The sequence below is a fragment of the Acidimicrobiia bacterium genome (genome assembly GCA_035651955.1).
In the GTDB taxonomy this organism is placed as follows: Bacteria; Actinomycetota; Acidimicrobiia; order IMCC26256; family JAMXLJ01; genus JAMXLJ01.
In genome coordinates, this window is sequence record DASRES010000040.1 from 30,176 (window position 1) to 47,745 (window position 17,570).

The 17,570-nt window shown below is 72.5% G+C and carries 18 protein-coding genes; 8 read left to right on the forward strand and 10 right to left on the reverse strand.

Translation table 11 applies throughout. The features are described from left to right. Positions 1–12: 12 nt before the first annotated feature. Complete coding sequence (locus VFC33_09195; GenBank protein ID HZR13414.1) at positions 13–1,158, reverse strand: acyl-CoA dehydrogenase family protein; 1,146 nt, start codon at positions 1,156–1,158, stop codon at positions 13–15. Positions 1,159–1,322: 164 nt separating this feature from the next. Between VFC33_09195 and cofH the strand changes: the two genes are divergently transcribed. The 3 genes from cofH to VFC33_09210 are packed head-to-tail and all read left to right on the forward strand — an operon-like array spanning position 1,323 to position 5,749. Next, positions 1,323–3,686: a 5-amino-6-(D-ribitylamino)uracil--L-tyrosine 4-hydroxyphenyl transferase CofH gene (cofH, locus tag VFC33_09200; protein HZR13415.1), complete on the forward strand. Its 2,364-nt coding sequence runs from the start codon at positions 1,323–1,325 to the stop codon at positions 3,684–3,686. Continuing rightward, complete coding sequence (locus tag VFC33_09205; protein ID HZR13416.1) at positions 3,683–4,693, forward strand: adenosine kinase; 1,011 nt, start codon at positions 3,683–3,685, stop codon at positions 4,691–4,693. The genes cofH and VFC33_09205 overlap by 4 nt, the downstream gene beginning before the upstream one ends. A gap of 18 nt (positions 4,694–4,711) precedes the next feature. Beyond that, a complete protein-coding gene (locus VFC33_09210) occupies positions 4,712–5,749 on the forward strand; it encodes an LOG family protein (GenBank protein ID HZR13417.1) in 1,038 nt (345 codons plus the stop codon). A 21-nt stretch (positions 5,750–5,770) separates the two neighbouring features. Here the strand turns inward: VFC33_09210 and VFC33_09215 are convergent, their stop codons facing one another. From VFC33_09215 to VFC33_09230, 4 genes are read right to left on the reverse strand one after another with little or no spacing between them, the layout of a single operon-like run. Continuing rightward, positions 5,771–5,974 carry a hypothetical protein gene (locus tag VFC33_09215; GenBank protein HZR13418.1) on the reverse strand — a complete coding sequence of 68 codons (204 nt, stop codon included), beginning with the start codon at positions 5,972–5,974 and terminating at the stop codon, positions 5,771–5,773. Position 5,975: 1 nt separating this feature from the next. Beyond that, complete coding sequence (locus tag VFC33_09220; GenBank protein HZR13419.1) at positions 5,976–7,181, reverse strand: heterodisulfide reductase-related iron-sulfur binding cluster; 1,206 nt, start codon at positions 7,179–7,181, stop codon at positions 5,976–5,978. Beyond that, the gene (locus tag VFC33_09225; GenBank protein ID HZR13420.1) at positions 7,178–8,236 is read right to left on the reverse strand and encodes an FAD-binding protein; all 1,059 of its coding nucleotides are present in this window, start codon (positions 8,234–8,236) and stop codon (positions 7,178–7,180) included. The genes VFC33_09220 and VFC33_09225 overlap by 4 nt, the downstream gene beginning before the upstream one ends. Before the next feature lie 17 nt (positions 8,237–8,253). Further along, complete coding sequence (locus VFC33_09230; GenBank protein ID HZR13421.1) at positions 8,254–9,681, reverse strand: FAD-linked oxidase C-terminal domain-containing protein; 1,428 nt, start codon at positions 9,679–9,681, stop codon at positions 8,254–8,256. Between the two features lie 25 nt (positions 9,682–9,706). Between VFC33_09230 and VFC33_09235 the strand changes: the two genes are divergently transcribed. The 3 genes from VFC33_09235 to VFC33_09245 are packed head-to-tail and all read left to right on the forward strand — an operon-like array spanning position 9,707 to position 12,484. After that, positions 9,707–11,113, forward strand: coding sequence for a dipeptidase (locus tag VFC33_09235; protein ID HZR13422.1), 1,407 nt, complete (start codon positions 9,707–9,709; stop codon positions 11,111–11,113). Continuing rightward, on the forward strand, positions 11,110–11,934 hold the full coding sequence (locus VFC33_09240; protein HZR13423.1) for a hypothetical protein: 825 nt from the start codon (positions 11,110–11,112) through the stop codon (positions 11,932–11,934). The genes VFC33_09235 and VFC33_09240 overlap by 4 nt, the downstream gene beginning before the upstream one ends. Before the next feature lie 19 nt (positions 11,935–11,953). Beyond that, on the forward strand, positions 11,954–12,484 hold the full coding sequence (locus VFC33_09245; protein ID HZR13424.1) for a gamma carbonic anhydrase family protein: 531 nt from the start codon (positions 11,954–11,956) through the stop codon (positions 12,482–12,484). 97 nt (positions 12,485–12,581) lie between these two features. Here VFC33_09245 and VFC33_09250 read toward each other — a convergent pair whose 3' ends face one another. The 4 genes from VFC33_09250 to VFC33_09265 all read right to left on the reverse strand — a co-directional run bounded on the left by VFC33_09250 (position 12,582) and on the right by VFC33_09265 (position 15,080). Next, positions 12,582–13,484: a TIGR03560 family F420-dependent LLM class oxidoreductase gene (locus VFC33_09250; GenBank protein ID HZR13425.1), complete on the reverse strand. Its 903-nt coding sequence runs from the start codon at positions 13,482–13,484 to the stop codon at positions 12,582–12,584. Positions 13,485–13,583: 99 nt separating this feature from the next. Further along, a complete protein-coding gene (locus VFC33_09255) occupies positions 13,584–13,958 on the reverse strand; it encodes a hypothetical protein (GenBank protein ID HZR13426.1) in 375 nt (124 codons plus the stop codon). Next, positions 13,955–14,719 (reverse strand): SDR family oxidoreductase, encoded by a 765-nt coding sequence (locus tag VFC33_09260; GenBank protein ID HZR13427.1) that lies wholly within the window; start codon positions 14,717–14,719, stop codon positions 13,955–13,957. Before VFC33_09260 ends, VFC33_09255 begins: the two co-directional genes overlap by 4 nt. A gap of 19 nt (positions 14,720–14,738) precedes the next feature. Next, complete coding sequence (locus VFC33_09265) at positions 14,739–15,080, reverse strand: co-chaperone GroES (protein ID HZR13428.1); 342 nt, start codon at positions 15,078–15,080, stop codon at positions 14,739–14,741. 141 nt (positions 15,081–15,221) lie between these two features. Here VFC33_09265 and VFC33_09270 point away from each other — a divergent pair, with 141 nt between their 5' ends. Together VFC33_09270 and VFC33_09275 are read left to right on the forward strand one after the other, a co-directional pair. Further along, positions 15,222–16,181, forward strand: coding sequence for a heme o synthase (locus VFC33_09270; protein ID HZR13429.1), 960 nt, complete (start codon positions 15,222–15,224; stop codon positions 16,179–16,181). 4 nt (positions 16,182–16,185) lie between these two features. Further along, positions 16,186–16,764: a redoxin domain-containing protein gene (locus VFC33_09275; protein HZR13430.1), complete on the forward strand. Its 579-nt coding sequence runs from the start codon at positions 16,186–16,188 to the stop codon at positions 16,762–16,764. Between the two features lie 72 nt (positions 16,765–16,836). Here VFC33_09275 and VFC33_09280 read toward each other — a convergent pair whose 3' ends face one another. Beyond that, positions 16,837–17,568, reverse strand: a complete 732-nt coding sequence (locus VFC33_09280; protein ID HZR13431.1) for an ABC transporter permease — start codon at positions 17,566–17,568, stop codon at positions 16,837–16,839. Positions 17,569–17,570: the final 2 nt, after the last annotated feature.

Genomic DNA, 17,570 nt, shown 5'->3' on the forward strand with positions numbered 1-17,570 from the left:
TGAACGCCTCGGTCAGTCGCCCCAGCGCGGGAGCGACTCGGGCTCGATGCCGAGCGCGTCGCGACCGAGGCCCTCGAGCGCGAGGTCGTTGGGGGGCGGGTGCAGCGGTCCGGCCTGCACGTCGCGGAACATCCGCTCGATGGGCAGGCGGCGGTAGACGCCGGATCCGCCCACCATGCGGAAGCACCGGTCGACGGCCGCGACGGCCGCGTTCGTCACGAAGTACTTGACCGCGACGACGTCGGCCGGTGGCAGCACCTCGCCGCGCCGGCGCCGGATCGTCTCGAACAGCAACGAGCGCGCCGCGCGCAGCTGTGTCTCGACCTCACCGGCGCCGAAGATCATGCCCGGCTGCCGGCCGAGCGGGTGCTCCATGCCCGCGAGCTTGCGGTTCGCGACGTAGCCGAACGTGAAGCGCGCGGCGGCCTCGGCGAGACCGAGGTAGACGGCCGACAGCGTGCACGCGAACCACGACAGCATCGCCTCGCTGCGCCGGTCCCACATTGACCACGGCGCGCCGACCTGGCCCATCACCTCGGGCACGAACACGTCGTCGAAGATGACGTCCCACGAGCCGGTGCCCCGCATCGACATCGTGTCCCAGGTGTCGACGAACGACAGGCCGGGTGCCTCCCGCCCGATCGCGAACAGCAGCAGCCCGGAGCCGTCGGTGAGCCCGGCCGTCCCGTAGAACACGTCGAGGACGGGGGCGAGCGAGCAGAACGCCTTGCGCCCCTTGATGCGGTAGCCGCCGTCGACGCGCTCCGCCGGAGTGGAGGACGCGCGCACGTTCAGACCCGTCGCGGCGTCGGTGAAGCTGCCGCCGACCACGACTCCCTGGCCCGCGAGGCGCAGGACCATCTCCGCTTCGGGTGCGCCCTCCGCGAGGGACTCGGCCGCGGCGCCGAGCCCGAACAGGTGCATGTTCACCGCGAGCGCGGTCGACGCGCAGCCGCCCGCGAGGATCCGCTGCGCGTTGCACACGGTCTCGAGATCGGCGCCGATCCCGCCGAGCTCCGCGGGGACGGGCAACGTCAGGTAGCCGCGCTCCTTGAGCAGCTCGACGTTCTCGGTCGGGAAGCGTCCTTCGCGGTCCACCTCGGCCGCCCGCTCCCCCAGCTCGCGTGCCAGCTCCTCGGCCAGCGCGGTGACGTCCATACCTATGGCTTCGCTTCCGCTCCGCTACTTCGGCTTCGCCTCACCGCTTCGCTCACTCCGCCCGCTCGCTCGACTTCGCTCGCTCGCCTGTGGCGCGAGCGCCGACTCTAGCCAGAGCCCCGCGAGCAACCGGGAGGGCTCGTGCGGCGCGTAGTCTCGCCTGCATGCTCGCTGACTCGGACGTCCAGGAGCTGCTGCACGCGCCGCTCGAGGACCTGATGCGCGAGGCGGCGCGGCTCCGCGACGCCGGGCACGGCGCGCGCATGACGTTCTCACCGAAGGTGTTCGTCCCCCTGACGATGCTCTGTCGCGACCGCTGCGGCTACTGCACGTTCGCGAAGGCACCGGCGCGCATCGAGTCGCCGTACCTCGAGCTCGACAACGTGCTCGCGATCGCGCGCGACGGCGCGGCGCAGGGCTGTCACGAGGTGCTGTTCACGCTGGGTGAAGCACCCGAGGCGCGCTACCCGGTGGCGCGCGACTGGCTCGCGCGCCACGGCTACACGTCGACGGTCGACTACCTCGTCGCCGCGGCGAAGGCGGTCCTCGACGAGACCGGTCTGCTCCCCCACGCGAACGCCGGCGCGCTCGCACGCGACGAGCTCGAACGCCTCCGGGTCGTCAGCCCGTCACAGGGGATGATGATCGAGACGCTCGCCGCGCGCCTCGGCGAGCCGGGTGGTCCCCACCACGCCGCCCCCGACAAGACGCCGGAACGGCGGCTCGCGACCCTCGACGCCGCGGGCGCCGCGCGCATCCCGTTCACGACCGGGATCCTGGTCGGGATCGGCGAGACACGGGAGGAGCGGCTCGACGCGTTGCGGGCGATCGCAGACGCACACGAGCGCCACGGTCACGTGCAGGAGGTGATCGTCCAGAACTTCCTGCCCAAGCCGGGGACCGCGATGCACCGCGCACCGGCATGCGACCGCGACGAGCTCCTCTGGACGATCGCGGTCGCGCGCCTCGTGCTCGGCGCGCACGCGCACCTGCAGGCGCCGCCGAACCTGTCCGCGCCCGACGAGCTCGCGGCCCTGGTCGCGGCGGGCATCGACGACTGGGGCGGAATCTCGCCCGTCACGCCCGACCACGTGAACCCCGAACGTCCGTGGCCCGCGCTCGACGTGCTGCGCGACGCGACCGAAGCCGCCGGCAAGCGGCTCGCGCCGCGGCTCACCGTCTACCCCGAGTACGTGGCCGACGCGGAGACGTGGCTGCATCCCGACGTGCGGTTCGCGGTGCTCGTGCGGTCCGACGCCGAAGGTCTCGCACGCGACAGCGCGTGGGTGTCGGGAGGTGACGTGCCGCCGCCGTCGCTGCTCGGCTCGCACGGGCGCGCCGCGACACCGGTCGCCGAGGTCCTCGACGGCGTGACGCGCGGCGAGGAGGTCGGTGTCGACGAGATCGTCACGTTGCTCGGCGCGCGCGGCAGCGACGTGCGGGCGGTGTGCGCGGTCGCCGACGAGCTGCGTCGCGAGACCGTGGGCGACGCGGTGACGTTCGTCCGCAACCGCAACATCAATTACACGAACGTCTGCACGTTCAAGTGCCGGTTCTGCGCCTTCTCGAAGGGCCCGCTCTCCCTCAACCTGCGCGGGACCCCGTACCTGCTCGACCTCGAGGAGATCCAGCGGCGCGTCGTCGAGGCCGTCGAGTGCGGCGCGACGGAGGTGTGCCTGCAGGGCGGCATCCACCCCGACTTCGACGGCGACTACTACCTCGCCGTCGCGCGCGCCGTGAAGGAGGTCGCGCCGCAGATCCACGTGCACGGCTTCACCGCGCTCGAGGTGACCGAGGGCGCGCGCCGTCTCGGCATGCCGCTGCGCGACTACCTCGTGCTCGCCAAGGACGCCGGGCTCTCGACCCTGCCCGGCACCGCGGCCGAGATCCTGGACGACGAGGTACGAGCCGTCATCTGTCCCGACAAGGTGACGACCGACGAGTGGCTCGACGCGCACCGCACCGCGCACGAGGTCGGGCTGCGATCCAACGTGACGATCATGTTCGGCCACGTCGAGCGACCCGTCCACGTCGCCCGTCACCTCGTGCGCACACGTGCGCTGCAGAAGGAGACGGGCGGGTTCACCGAGTTCGTGCCGTTGCCGTTCGTGCACATGGCGACGCCGCTGTTCCTGCAGCACAAGGCGCGTCCCGGGCCGACGTTCCGCGAGGCGTTGCTCATCCACGCGGTCGGCCGCATCGCGTACCGGGGGTGGATCGACAACGTGCAGGTGTCGTGGGTGAAGATGGGGGTGCGCGGCGCGCGCCAGGCGCTCCTCGCCGGGTGCAACGACATGGGCGGCACGTTGATGGACGAGAACATCTCGCGCGCGGCGGGCGCGAGCCACGGTCAGGAGCTCGACGACACCGAGCTGCGCGAGATCGTGGAGCCGCTCGGCCGGCGTCTCGAGCAGCGGACCACTCTGTACGGGCGGGTCACGACGGTCGGTCGGCGCCTGCGTCCGGTCGACGACGCCGCGCCCGTCCCCGTCGAGCTGCGGCCGCGCCCGGCCGGCGTGACGACGTGACCGAGCGAGCCGAGCTCCCCGAACGGCTCGACGTCGTCGGCGTCGGCAACGCGCTGGTCGACGTGCTCAGCCACGAGACCGACGCCGTCATCGCGCGCCTCGGGCTCGCCAAGGGCGTCATGACGATGGTCCAGCACGGCGACGTCGAGCGCATCTACGCCGCGCAGGGCACGACCACCGAGCTCTCCGGCGGATCGACGGCGAACACGATCGCGGGCCTGGCGTCGTTCGGCGCGGCGGTCGGCTTCGTCGGCAAGGTCGCGGACGACGAGTTCGGGAAGGTGTTCGCGCACGACCTCGGCGCGCTCGGCGTCTGGTACGCGACGCCGCCAGCCACGGACGGTCGCGCGACGGGCCGCTGTCACATCATGGTGACGCCCGACGCCGAGCGCACGATGTGCACGTATCTCGGGGTCGCGAGCGATCTCACGCCCGCCGACGTCGACGCCGACCTGCTGACGCGCGCGGCCGTGACGTACCTCGAGGGCTACCTGTTCGACCAGCCCGCCGCGAAGGCCGCGTTCCGCGCCGCCGCCGAGACCGCGCACCGCGCCGGACGGCAGGTCGCGCTGACCCTGTCCGACCCGTTCTGCGTCAACCGCCACCGCGCCGAGTTCGCCGAGCTGGTCGAGCACGGTGTCGACCTCCTCTTCGCGAACGAGGAGGAGATCCTCTCGCTGTACGAGACGGATGCGTTCGACGACGCCGTCGCGCGCGTGCGCGCACACACCGAGATCGCGGCACTGACGCGCAGCGCCCGAGGATCGGTGATCGTGACCGGCGAGGGCGTGCAGGAGGTCCCGTCGGTGCCTGTCGAGCAGCTCGTCGACACGACCGGAGCCGGCGACCAGTACGCCGCCGGGTTCCTCTACGGGCTCACGCACGGCCGGGACCTCGTGACGTGCGGCCGGCTCGGCTCGCTCGCGGCGTCCGAGGTGATCGCGCATCTCGGGCCGCGTCCGGCGACGTCGCTCGCGCAGCTCGCCGCACGGAACGGCCTCGCCTGACCGGTACCCTGATGCGCCATGGCGCGCACGCCGAGGTACCGAACCGGTGATCCCGATCTCGACCACGCGGTCGCGCACCTCGTCGCGCGCTCGGGTGCGACGCGTGACGACGACCTGATCTACGAGCTCATCGTCTCCGCGCTGCGCCTCGCCCGTGACGGCGCCGACCGGGGCGACCTGAAGATCGCGAACGCCGCGCTCAAGGAGATGCGCTACGCGTTCCACGTCTTCTCGCCGTACCGCTCGGCGCGCAAGGTCGCGATCTTCGGCTCGGCGCGGACGTTGCCGGACGACCCGCTGTACGACCAGACCCGCCGGCTGGCGACCGCGCTCGCCGCGAACGACTGGATGATCATCACGGGCGCCGGTCCCGGGATCATGACGGCGGGGATCGAGGGTGCCGGGCCCGACAACTCGTTCGGCGTCGGCATCCGCCTGCCGTTCGAGGCGACGACGAGCCAGTTCATCGTCGACGACCCGAAGCTCGTCAACTTCCGCTACTTCTTCACCCGCAAGCTCACGTTCGTGAAGGAGTCGGACGCGTTCGCGCTGCTGCCCGGCGGGTTCGGCACGCTCGACGAGGCGTTCGAGCTGTTGACGCTGCTCCAGACGGGCAAGGCGCAACCCGCGCCGGTGATCCTGCTCGACGTCCCCGGCGGGACGTACTGGCAGGGGTGGCGCGGGTTCGTCGAGGAGGAGCTCGAGGCGCGCGGCTACATCTCCAAACGGGACATGAGCCTGCTGAAGATCACGGACGACGTCGAGGTCGCGATCGAGGAGATGACGCGCTTCTACGCGAACTACCAGTCGCTGCGCTTCGTCGAGGGCCGGCTGGTGATGCGCATGCTGCGCGCCCCGGACGACGAGATGCTCGCCCGCCTCAACGAGGAGTTCGCCGACATCGTCGTGCGCGGCGAGATCGAGCGGATCGAGACGACGCCCGCGGAGCGTGCCGACGACGACCACGTGGACCTCGAGCGCATCGCGTTCCGGTTCGACCGCCACGACTGGGCGCGCCTGCGCGAGCTGATCGACACGTTGAACACGATCGAGTAGCCGGCCCCGGCGCGCCCGGCGTCACTCGTCGAACGTGTCGCCGCGGGGTGCGAGCGCGTTGATCGCGCGCTCGACGGCACGCCGCGCCTGGCCGAGGCGGCGCTCGTCCGCCTTCGCCGCGTCGTCGCCGTTCGCCGCCTCGCGCAGCCGGTCGTAGGCGAGGTCGCGCAGCTCCTCCTCGATGGAGCGGAGGCGTTCGGCGAGCTCTTCGAGACGTCCGTCCATCTCACCGTGCTCCTTGCCGGTCGGGGTCGAGCGCGTCCGCGAGCAGCTCGGCGGGATGGCGCACGTCGAGGCCCGCGGACCGCAACTGGAGGATGCAGCCCGGGTTGGCCGAGGCGACGACGAGCGGGGCGCTGCGGCCGCGCGCCGCGCGCCGCAACGCGTCGGCTTTCCGGTCGCGGATCTCCCGCGACAGTGCCGGCTGCATGACGGTGTACGCGCCGCCCGCGCCGCAGCACAGGCCGTCGTCGTCGGTCGTCGTGACGTCGTACGCGCGTGCGAGAACAGCGTGCGTCGGCTCGGCGGCGTGCTGCACGTGGCGGAGGTGGCACGGCTCCTGCACGACGAGCGGGCGGCCCGTCGCGTGGACCGGGAGGTCATGCTCGGAGGCCCACTCGCCGAAGTCGCGCACGCGTGCCGAGAACGCGCGCGCGTCGTCGGTGCCGAGGAGGCGGCCGTAGTCCTTCATCGCGGCGCCGCACCCGGCGCTGTCGACGACGACCGGCGCGTCGCCGGGCATCGACGCGATGACCCGTCGAGCCAGCGCGCGTGCCTCGTCGACACGACCGGCATGCGCGTGGAGCGCACCGCAACAGTCCGCGCCGCGCGCGGGCAGCGCGACACGGGCGCCGGTGGCCTCCATCACGCGTTGCGCGGCTCGGTGGACATCGCGCTGCCACGCGTCCATGACGCAGCCCGGGAACAGGCACACGTCGGCGTCGTGCGCCGAGGCGGCGGACGGCTGCAACGGGGTCGCGAGCGACCGGGCGCGCAGGCGCGGGAGCGCGAACCGCCGGGGCACGAGATGCGACCGCTGCGCGACGAGGAGCACCCAGGTGAACGCGATCAGCAGGCCGTGACGCGGGAGCAGCAGCTCGTACCCGAGCCACTCGGCCGCGCGGCGGTGCCACGGGCGGCTGGTCCGCCGCTCGTGCTGAAGCACCTCCCGCGCTCCCTCCATGAGCCGGCCGAACGGCACCGAGGACGGGCACGCGGCCTCGCAGCCCCGGCACTGCACGCACTCCTCCATGTACCGCTCGAACGACGCGTCGACCGCCGCGCCCTCCCACTCGACGGCCCGCATCGCGGCGATCCGGCCGCGCGGCGACGCGGTCTCGAGGCCCGTCACCCGGTACGTCGGGCAGTGCGGGAGGCACAGCCCGCACGCCACACACGCCGCGAGCTCGTCCGCATCGAGGCCGAGAGTCACGATCTCTCGACCTCCAGTGGAGGTCGAGAGTACGGCCCGGCGATGGGCAGACGCCCTGGTCCGAGCTTCCCGGTCGGGTCGAACGCCCGCTTGATCCGGGTCAGCAGCGCGCCGTTCGGGAACGGGAGGCCGAACGGGTCGAGGCCCGGTGCGCCCGCCTCGCGCAGCAGCCAGCCGCCCGCGCCGGCCGCGCAACGACGGGCCGCGGCGAGCGCGGCCTCGTCCTCGGCGGCCACGTGAACCGTCCCGACCCCGACCTCGGCCAGCCAGCGGACCCCGGCCACGTCGAGCTCGGGCCCGAGCGCGGCGACCCCGCCGGGCGGGATCGAGATCCGCCCCCGATGGGGACCGTCCGGGAGGGCCGGTTGCTTGTCGACCGGCGTGAGTCCCGCGGCCCGCAGCTGAGCGTCGACGTCGGCCGGATGGCCCTCGAGCAGCACGCAGGTCCGTGATCCGTCCCAGGCGATGCACGACGGCCGGAACAGCCGGGCGCGCACGTCGGACGGGGAGTCGCGGGTCGTCGCCCACGTGCTCGTCGCCGGGCGGGGCTGGGCCCGCAAGGTGACCTGGGCGAGCACGCCGATCGTCCCCAGTGACCCGACCAGCAGGCGGGGCAGGTCGTACCCGCTCACGTTCTTCACGGTCGGGCCTCCGCCCTTCACGACACGGCCGTCGGCGGTGACGACGCGCACCTCGAGCACGCGGTCGCGCACCGGGCCGTGACGCAGTCGCCGCAATCCCGACAACCCCGCGCTCAGCACGCCGCCGACCGTCGCGTCCGCGTCGCGCGGGTCGAGCGGGCACTCCTGCCCGTGCTCGGCGAGGACGGCGTCGAGGTCGGCGACGCGCGTCCCCGCGCCGACCGTGATCGTCAGGTCGGCGGGCTCGTAGCGGATGACGCCCGCGGGCGCACGCACCTCGACCGCGTCGGCCGCGACCGCGCCGCCGACCTCCCACTGCGTGCGGCCACCGACGGCGACGACCGCGTCCGCGTCACGCACGGTCGCGCGCAGCTCGGTCAGATCCATGCACCCGCCGGCACGCGTCATATCCATGCGCCCTCCGGTATCCGTCAGATCCATGCGCCCTCCGGTATGCGCGCGACGTCGCCGCAGCGCGAACCCGCGGGGAGGACCTTCTCCGGGTTCGCGGCACCGTCGGGATCGAACGCGTCGCGGAGCCGGGCCTGCGCGTCGAGGTCGTCGGGGGTGAAGATCATCGGCATCGCGTCGCGCTTCTCCAAGCCGATGCCGTGCTCTCCGGACAGCACACCTCCGGCGTCGACGCACACGCGCAGGATGGCGTCGCCGGCCGCGTGGACGCGCTCCCAGATGCCGGGCTCGCGCGCGTCGAACACGATCAGCGGATGCAGGTTCCCGTCACCGGCGTGGAAGACGTTCATCATCGTCAGGCGCTGCTCGGCCGCGATCGTGTACACGCGCTCCAGCACGTCGACGAGACGCGTGCGCGGCACCACGGCGTCGTGCAGGTAGTAGTCGGGCGCAATGCGGGCGATCGCCCCGAACGCCGACTTCCGTCCCTTCCACAGGAGCGCGCGCTCGTGCTCGTCCGCCGCGACCCGGACGTGCCGGGCACCGTGCTGCGTCCCGACGTCGCGCACCGCGTCGACCTGCGCGGCGACGCCGTCGGGGAGGCCGTCGAGCTCGACGAGGAGGACGGCCGCGGCGTCGCGCGGGTAGCCGGCACCGACGTAGTCCTCGACGGCGCGGGTGATCTCGGCGTCCATCATCTCGAGCGCGGCCGGGACGATCCCCGCCGCGATGATCCCGCTGACGGTCGCGGCGGCGTCGTCCACGGACGTGAAGTCGAGCAGCAGCGTGCGTACCGCGGGCGGGTTCGGGCTCAGGCGCACGGCGATGCGGACCGCGATCCCCATCGTCCCCTCACTGCCGACGAAGCAGCCGCGCAGGTCGTAGCCGGGTTGGTCGGGCTCGAGACCGCCGAGGCGCGTGAGCTCGCCGTCGGGGAGCACGACGTCGAGCGCGAGCACGTGCGTGCTCGTGACCCCGGACGCGAGGCAGTGCGGTCCACCGGCGTTCGTCGCGACGTTCCCGCCGATCGAGCACGCCTGTTGCGACGAGGGGTCGGGCGCGTAGTGCAGCCCGAGCTCGCGCACGGCCCGGCTGAGGTCGAGGTTCAGCACGCCGGGCTCCACCCACGCCACCCGTTCCTCGGCGTCCACCTCGAGCACGCGGTTCATGCGGGTCGTGACGATGACGAGCGGGTCGTCCACCGGCGTGGCGCCACCGGCGAGCCCCGTCCCGCTCCCTCGCGCCACGAACGCGCGCCCGTGACGGCGCGCGACGCGCACCGCGGCCGCCACACCGTCGCCGTCGGACGGGAAGCACACCGCGGCCGCGCTGCCACGCGCGACGCCCGCGTCACGGCCGTAGAGCGCGAGCTCGAGGGGCTCCGCGCGGGCGCGGTCGGGACCCAGCGCGGCCTGGAGATCCGCGACCAGAGGTTGCACGCCGCTCACGGTGCGCAAGCCTATGCTCGCTCCGGTGGCCCTCCGCCTCGAGCAGTTCCTCGCGCGCGAGCGGGACGCGGTGCTCCGCGCGCTCGACGCGTGGCTCCGCATCCCGTCGATCTCCGTCGACCCGTCGCGGGCCCGCGACGTCCGCGCGTCCGCCGAGTGGTGCGCGGACCGCATGACGAGCACCGGGCTGGAGCACGTCGCGTTGCTGGAGACCGACGGTCACCCGTCGGTGTACGGCGACTGGTTGCATGCGCCGGGCGCGCCGACGGTCGTCGTCTACGGCCATCACGACGTGCAACCCGTCGAGCCGCTGGAGGAGTGGGTGTCGCCCCCGTTCGAGCCCACCGTGCGCGACGGCCAGCTCTTCGCGCGCGGCGCGGTCGACGACAAGGGTCAGGTGCTGTACCACCTTGAGGCGCTGCGCGGGATGTTCGAGATCGGCGACGGCTCGCTGCCCGTCAACGTCAAGCTGCTCGTCGAGGGCGAGGAGGAGATCGGCAGCGTGCACTTCGACGCGCTCCTCGCGCGCGAGCGCGAGAGGCTCGCGTGTGACGCGGTCGTCGTCTCCGACACGGGGATGCTCGCGCCCGACGTGCCGTCCATGTGCACCGGCATGCGCGGGCTCGTGCAGCTCGCCGTCGAGTTGCGCACGGCCGCGACCGACCTGCACTCGGGCAGCTACGGCGGTGCCGTGCTCAACGCCGCGCACGTCGCCGCGGAGCTGATCGCGGCACTCCACGACGACGAGCAGCGGGTGACGATCCCCGGCTTCTACGACGACGTGCGCCCGCTGACCGCGCGGGAGCGTGCGATGCTCGCCGCGGTGCCGTTCGACGAGCGCGCGTTCCTCCGCGACGCCGGCACCACACGGCTCGTGGGCGAGGCGGGCATGTCGACGCTCGAGCGCATCTGGGCGCGCCCGACCGCGGAGGTCGTCGCGCTGCAGAGCGGGTGGTCGCCCTCGGGCGCGCGGACGATCGTTCCCGCGGTCGCGCAGTTCCTGCTGACGTGCCGGCTCGTCGCCGACCAGCAGCCGGACCGCATCCTCGACGCGTGCGAGGCGTGGGTGCGCGCGCGCGTTCCCGACGGCGTCGACGTGCGGTGCACCCGCCAGGGCGCGGTCGCTCCCGCGCTCACGCCCGTCGACCACCCCGCGGTGACCGCCGCCGCGGCCGCGATCGAGCGAGTGTGGGGACGCGCGCCGCTGTACACGCGCGAAGGCGGATCAGGGCCGGAGGAGGCGCTCGGGCGCGTGCTCGACGCGCCCGTCGTGTTCCTCGGCGTCGGGCTGCCCGACGACGGGATCCACGGTCCGAACGAGCGGATCGTGCTGGACCAGTTGTGGCGCGGTGTCCTCGCCGCCGGCGAGCTGTGGGACGAGCTCGCCGCGAGCGAGACCGCGACGACCGAGAGTGTCGGAAGGAAGCGATGACGACGCGAGACGCGCGCGCCAACGGGCGCGCGAACGGCAGGAAGCCGGCACCGCCCGCCGCACCGGTGCGCGAGTGGGTGACGTTCGACGACCCCAACGAGGAGGGCCGGCGCTGGCAGGTGGACGTGACGTTCATGCTGTCGCGATGGCGGTGCCTGTTCGGCTGCGGCTGCCAGGGCGTGCTGACGGAGCCGACCCCCGAGCTCGTCCTCGGCTGCTGCTCGTACGGTGCCCACTTCTCCGACAAGAAGGACCGCGACCGCACGGTGCGGCTCGCCAAGAAGCTGTCGCCCGACGAGTGGCAGTTCCACGACACCGGCCGCCGGCGCGGGGTCGTCGCGACGCTCGGGCCGAGCAGCTGGCGGACGCGCCTCGTGGAGGACGCGTGCATCTTCCTGAACCGCGTCGGCTTCCCCGCGGGTCCCGGCTGCGCGTTCCATCTCCACGCAATGCGCGCCGGTGAGCACTTCGCGGACTGGAAGCCCGAGGTCTGCTGGCAGCTGCCACTCCGGCGCATCGACCGTGAGGAGGACGACGGCACCGTCACGTCCGTTCTCACCGAGTACGCGCGCGACGGGTGGGGCCCGGGCGGTGACGACTTCGCGTGGTGGTGCACCGAGGCACCCGAGGCGTTCACGGCGACGGACGCCGTGTACCGCACTCAGGAGCCCGAGCTCCGGCGGATGATCGGCGACGAGCTGTACGAGCAGCTCGCCGCGTACCTCGACCGGCGCGCGCGCGTGCTCGATCCCGCGCCGGCCCGTCATCCCGCGCAGACGCCGGTCGCGCTCGGTCCGACGCGCGGGAAGCGCGCGCGCTAGCCGGTCAGGGGGATCACGAGTGCCGCAGTTCTCGTTCGAGGGTCTCGAGCCCCAGGTGCACCCGGGGGCGTTCGTCGCGCCCACGGCGACGCTCGTCGGCGACGTCGTGGTCGAGGAGGGCGCGTCGGTCTGGTACGGCGCGGTGCTGCGGGCCGACTACTCGCCGGTGATCGTGCGGCGCGGCGCGAACGTCCAAGACGGCGCGGTCCTGCACGGACCGCCCGGCCTTCACACCGAGGTCGGGCCGGGCTCGACGGTGGCGCACAACTGCGTCGTGCACGGCGCGGTCCTCGGCGAGGAGTGTCTCGTCGCCAACGGCGCGGTCGTCCTCGACGGTGCACGCGTCGGCGATCGCGCGCTCGTCGCCGCCGGCTCCCTCGTGTCCGCGAACTTCGTCGTCCCGCCGAACATGCTCGCGGCGGGTGCACCCGCGCAGATCAAGCGACCCGTCGTCGGCTCGCCCGCCGAGCTGTGGGTGCAGACGAACCCGGCCGCGTACGCGGAGCTCGCGCAGCGCCACCGCGACGGGATGCGCTGGCTGCGCGACTAATGCCGCGTCAGGCAACGTTCGCCCTGTCCTGTACCGGCGCATCGTGGACGCACGTCATGGCGGGCCGACCTGTGGCGGGCCGGGCGCGGAACGGCAGTCATGGCGTTGGGTGCTTTGACGGGGTGAGCTGGCGGAGGCGCGGCGCGATCTCTGTCGCAAGGCGTTCGATCGTTTGGTGATCGTAGGGTGCCGGCATGACGGCGATGATCTCGGAGGCACCTGCGTTGGCGTACTCGGCGAGGCGCGTCGCGACGACGTCGGGTGGTCCCCACGGCCGATTCGAGGCGGCGTAGTCCGGGAAGTTTGCGATCTCACCGATCTCGTTGAGGCGGTCCTCCACCAGTCCTGGGCGGTCTCGCACGATGACTCCGACATTGACGGTCACCCCGATGTTCGCGGGGTCGCGCCCCACTGCGACGCAGTGCCCGTCAAGCGCGGCTCGCTTGCCCACGACGACTTCCGGCGTCCCGAACGCGTTCCACAGATCTGCGTGACGCGCGACGACCCGAAGGGTTTTGCGCTCGCCGCCCCCGCCGATCAGTAACGGCAGATGACGCTGGAGCGGCTTCGGGACGAGGACGGCGTCGCGCAGGACGTAATGAGCGCCGTGAAAATCGGTGACGTCGTTCTCGAACAATGATCGAATCACCGTGCAGGCTTCGTCGAGCATCGAGATCCGCTCGCCCGCCGACGGGAACTCGATTCCGTAGGCGCGATGCTCGCGTTCGTGCCAGCCCGCGCCGAGCCCCAGGACGGCGCGCCCGCCCGAGATGTGATCCAGCGTCGCGGTCATCTTCGCGAGAATTGCAGGATTCCGGTATGTCACGCCGGTGACGAGCACACCGAGGCGCGCCCTCGACGTCAACGCGCTCAGAGCAGCCAACCCGGTCCAACCATCGAACACCGGCAGCGTCTCGTCCGCGCCGAGGGACACGAAATGGTCGTACAGCCACAACGAATCCAAGCCGAGCGTGTCGACCTCGACCGCCGCTGCGCACAGCTGCCGCCATGTCGGCCCCTACGGCCACAACGAGATGCCCACACGCATCAGCAACGACGCTAGACGCACGCGCGGAGAGCCGCACCTGAGCGGAGAGCTCTAGGTCAACTCGGTCGCGGTCCCGATCGCCGTCGCGATCACGTCGGCCTGCGCGCGCTGCTCGGCCGCTTCCGCAGGGCGTCCCGCGCGGTCGAAGTCGTCGGCGAGCGCGCGCCACCGCGCGAGCTCGGCGAGGAGCAGGTCGCGGCACGCGTCATCGGTGAGCTCGCGACGGCTCACCTCGCCGGCGCCGAGACCGGCGACGCCACCGGCGACGGCACCCGACTCGACGGCGGGCGCCGCGGACGGGTCGGCCGCCTCCGCGTTGTCCAACGTCGCGAGCGCCGTCCGCAACGCGCGCATCGCGGTGCGGTCGCGGTCCTTCAGCGCGGTGTCGAGCGCACGTCGCAGCGCGTCGCGCACCGCGGTGGTCACACGAGGAGCGAGCCGCCGTCGACGAGGACGACCTCGCCCGTCATCCAGCTCGAAGCGTCGGACGCGAGGAACAGTGCGGCACCCGCGATGTCGTCGGGCACGCCGAGCCGGCGCGTCGGGTACGCGGACGCGATCTGCTCCTCGGCGGACTCGTAGAGCACCCGGGCGAAGTCCGTCTTCACGAGTCCGGGGGCGATCGCGTTGACGCGCACCTTCGGGCCGAGCTCCAGCGCGAGCTGCTTCGTCATGTGCGCGATCGCGGCCTTCGACACGTTGTACATGCCGAGACCGGGCGCGGCGTGCAGGCCGCCCGTCGACGTGATGTTGACGATGGTGCCGCCGTTGTCGTGCATCCACGCGCGCCATGCGTGCTGGCTCAGGAGCAGCGGGCCGACGACGTTAACCTCGAGGACCTTCGAGATCGCGCGCGGTTCGATCTTGATGAGCGGGCCGAACGTCGGGTTCGCGGCGGCGTTGTTCACCAGGACGTCGAGACGGCCGAGCCGGTCCCTGCACAGCGCGACGGCAGCCTCGATCGCCTCCGGATCGCCGGCCGACCCCGCGTACACCGCCACGTCGGCGCCGATCGCGCGCAGGGCCTGCTCGGTCTCGTCGAGCTCGTCCTGCTTGCGCGCGAGCACGCACACGGACGCGCCCGCCGCCGCGTAGGCCTCCGCGATCGCGCGACCGATTCCCCGGGTACCGCCGGTCACGAGCGCGGTCTTGCCGTCGAGACGGAACGCCTTGGCCGGATCGATCACTCGCCCTCCCGTCGGTCCGTCACAGGTAGAGGCCCGTCTGGCCTTCGGTACGTTCGGACGCGACCGCGTGGACGTCGCGCTCGCGCAGGATGAGGTACTCCTCGCCGCGGATCTCGACCTCGAAGCCGGCGTCGGGCGCGAACAGCACGAGGTCGCCGGGTTCGACGTTGCGGACCGTCGGCCCCACCTGCACGACCTCGGCCCAGCCGAGGCGGCGGCTGACGTTGGCGGTCGCCGGGATGAGGATCCCGGCGCGCGACTTGCGCTCGCCGACCTCCTTCGACGGCGCCACGAGCAATCGGTCGGTCGTGACGCGAATGGCCTGCTTGACGTCGCCGCGGACGTCGTCGGCACTCGGCATGGCGTCGCAGGTTAGCGGGGCGACTCGCCGCGCCCGATGCGTGCCGCGCGGCGTCGCCTGATGCCCGGATCGGCGAACGTGCGCGGTAGATTCGCCCGGCCGACCGGCCCCCTGCACGCGTTCCCAGGAGCCTGCTGCCTCGTGCCGTCCCCGCCGCCCGAGATCCCCGCAACGGCCGCGGTCGCGGCGGGCAGCGTCTCGGCGGGTCGGGTCCCGGCGTTGACGTCGAGGCTCCATACCGCGGGCGCGTACTTCCGACTGACGAAGCCGCGCGTCATCGAGCTGCTGCTCGTCACGACCGTGCCCGCGATGATCCTCGCCGCGGGCCGGTTCCCGTCGGTGTGGTTGATCCTGTCCGTGCTCCTCGGCGGCGCGCTCGCGGCGGGCGGCGCGAACACGATGAACTGCTGGATCGAGCGCGACCGCGACCAGGTCATGCGGCGCACGCACGGCCGTCCGCTGCCGATGGGCGAGATCGAGCCCGTGCGCGCGCTCGTGTTCGGGATCACGCTCGAGGTGCTCGCGTTCGCGTGGTTGTGGGCGACCGTGAACCTGCTGTCGGCCGCGCTCGCGGTGAGCGCCATGCTCTTCTACGTCTTCGTGTACACGATCTGGCTGAAGCCCCGTAGCCCGCAGAACATCGTGATCGGCGGCGCCGCCGGCGCGGTCCCGGTGCTCGTCGGGTGGGCGGCCGTGACGGGCCGGCTCGGCGCGCCGGCGTGGGTGCTGTTCGCGATCATCTTCTGCTGGACACCGCCCCACTTCTGGGCCCTGTCGGTGAAGTACCGCGACGACTACGCGCGCGCCGGGATCCCGATGCTGCCGGTCGTGCGGGGCACCCGCGCCGCAGCGCGGCAGATCGTTGCGTACTCGCTCGTCGTCGTCGCGATCACGCTCGCGCTCGTCGCCGTCGGCTCGATGGGCTGGGTCTACCTCGTCGCGGCCGTCGCGCTCGGGGCGCTGTTCGTGTGGCAGGCGGTGCGTCTGGAACGCGACGCGTCCGCGGAACGCGCGCTGAAGCTGTTCGTGTTCTCGAACACATACCTCGCACTGCTGTTCGCCGCGATCGCGGTCGACACGCTCGTCCACGCGCGCATCTGAGGCCATGAGCGCGTCGCGCCGCCGGGGCGTCCTCATCGGCGCGATGGCGCTCGTCGTCCTGCTCGCCGTCGCGGGCATCCTCGCCGTCGCCGTCACGTCGTCGAGCGGGAGCAGCACGAAGCAGGTCGACCCGCGCGTCACGCAGATGACCCTGCCCGGCGCGATCAGCGGCGGGACGGCCGCGCCGAACTTCCGGCTGACGACGCTCGACGGCAAGACGATCTCGCTCCGCCAGTTCGCGGGGCATCCCGTCGTCGTGAACTTCTGGGCGTCCTGGTGCTACCCGTGCCGCCAGGAGTTCCCGCTGCTGCGCAGCGCGTACGCGCGACACCACAAGGACGGGCTCGTCATGATCGGCGTCGTGTCGCAGGACATCCCGTCCGACGCGCGGCAGTTCGTCGAGCAGGAGCACGCGTCGTGGCCGATGGCCGTCGACGGCGACCGCGCCGCCCAGACCGCGTACGGCGTGCGGGGTCTGCCGCAGACGATGTTCATCCGTCGCGACGGGACCATCGCGCGCCGCGAGCTGTCGCAGCTCACGTCGGCCACGCTGCAGACCGGCCTGAGCCTGATCCTGCACTGAACATGCGGCATCCACGTACGGAATCCGTACGTGGATGCCGCATTTCGCGGCCGGTTCGGCACGGTTCGCCGGCTACTCCTCTTCCCAGCGGAACCAGCGGGCCGCGGCGAGCGGGGCGACGACGGCCCACGCGATCAGCACCGCGAGCAGGCCCACCGGGAAGCTGTGTCCCTTCTCGACGACGTCGCGCACGGTCTCCGCGAGCGGCGCCGCAGGCAGAGCCTTCGCGACGCCCTGCAGGAACCCGGGGAGCTTCACGAGGGGGTAGGCCATCCCGCCGAGGAATAGCAGCACGAGGAAGAGGCCGTTCGACAGCGCAAGGTTCGCCTCGGCGCGCAACGTCCCCGCCATGAGCATGCCGATGCCCGCGAACGCGACCGTTCCCAACAGCAGCAGGCCGAGCGCGGGCAGCACGCCGGTCGTGATGTCCCACCCGAGCGCGAGCCCAGTGACGATGATGACGACGGCCTGGATCACCTCGATCGCGAGGACGTTCAGCGTCTTCGCGGCCAGCAGCCCCGAGCGCGACAGTGGGGTCGCGCCCAGGCGCTTCAGGACGCCGTAGTGGCGCTCGTAGCCCGTCGCGATGCCGAGGCTCACCATCGCGGTCGACATGACCGCGAGCGCGAGGATCCCGGGGACGAGGAACTGCACCGGGTCCTTCAGGTCGCTGATGCCGTTCACCTTCGCGAAGAACACGAGGATCCCGATCGGGATCCCGAGCGTGACGAGCAGGCTCTCGGAGCGCCGCAACGTGAGCACCAGCTCGACGCGAGCCTGGGCCACGAGCGCACGTGCGGACATCG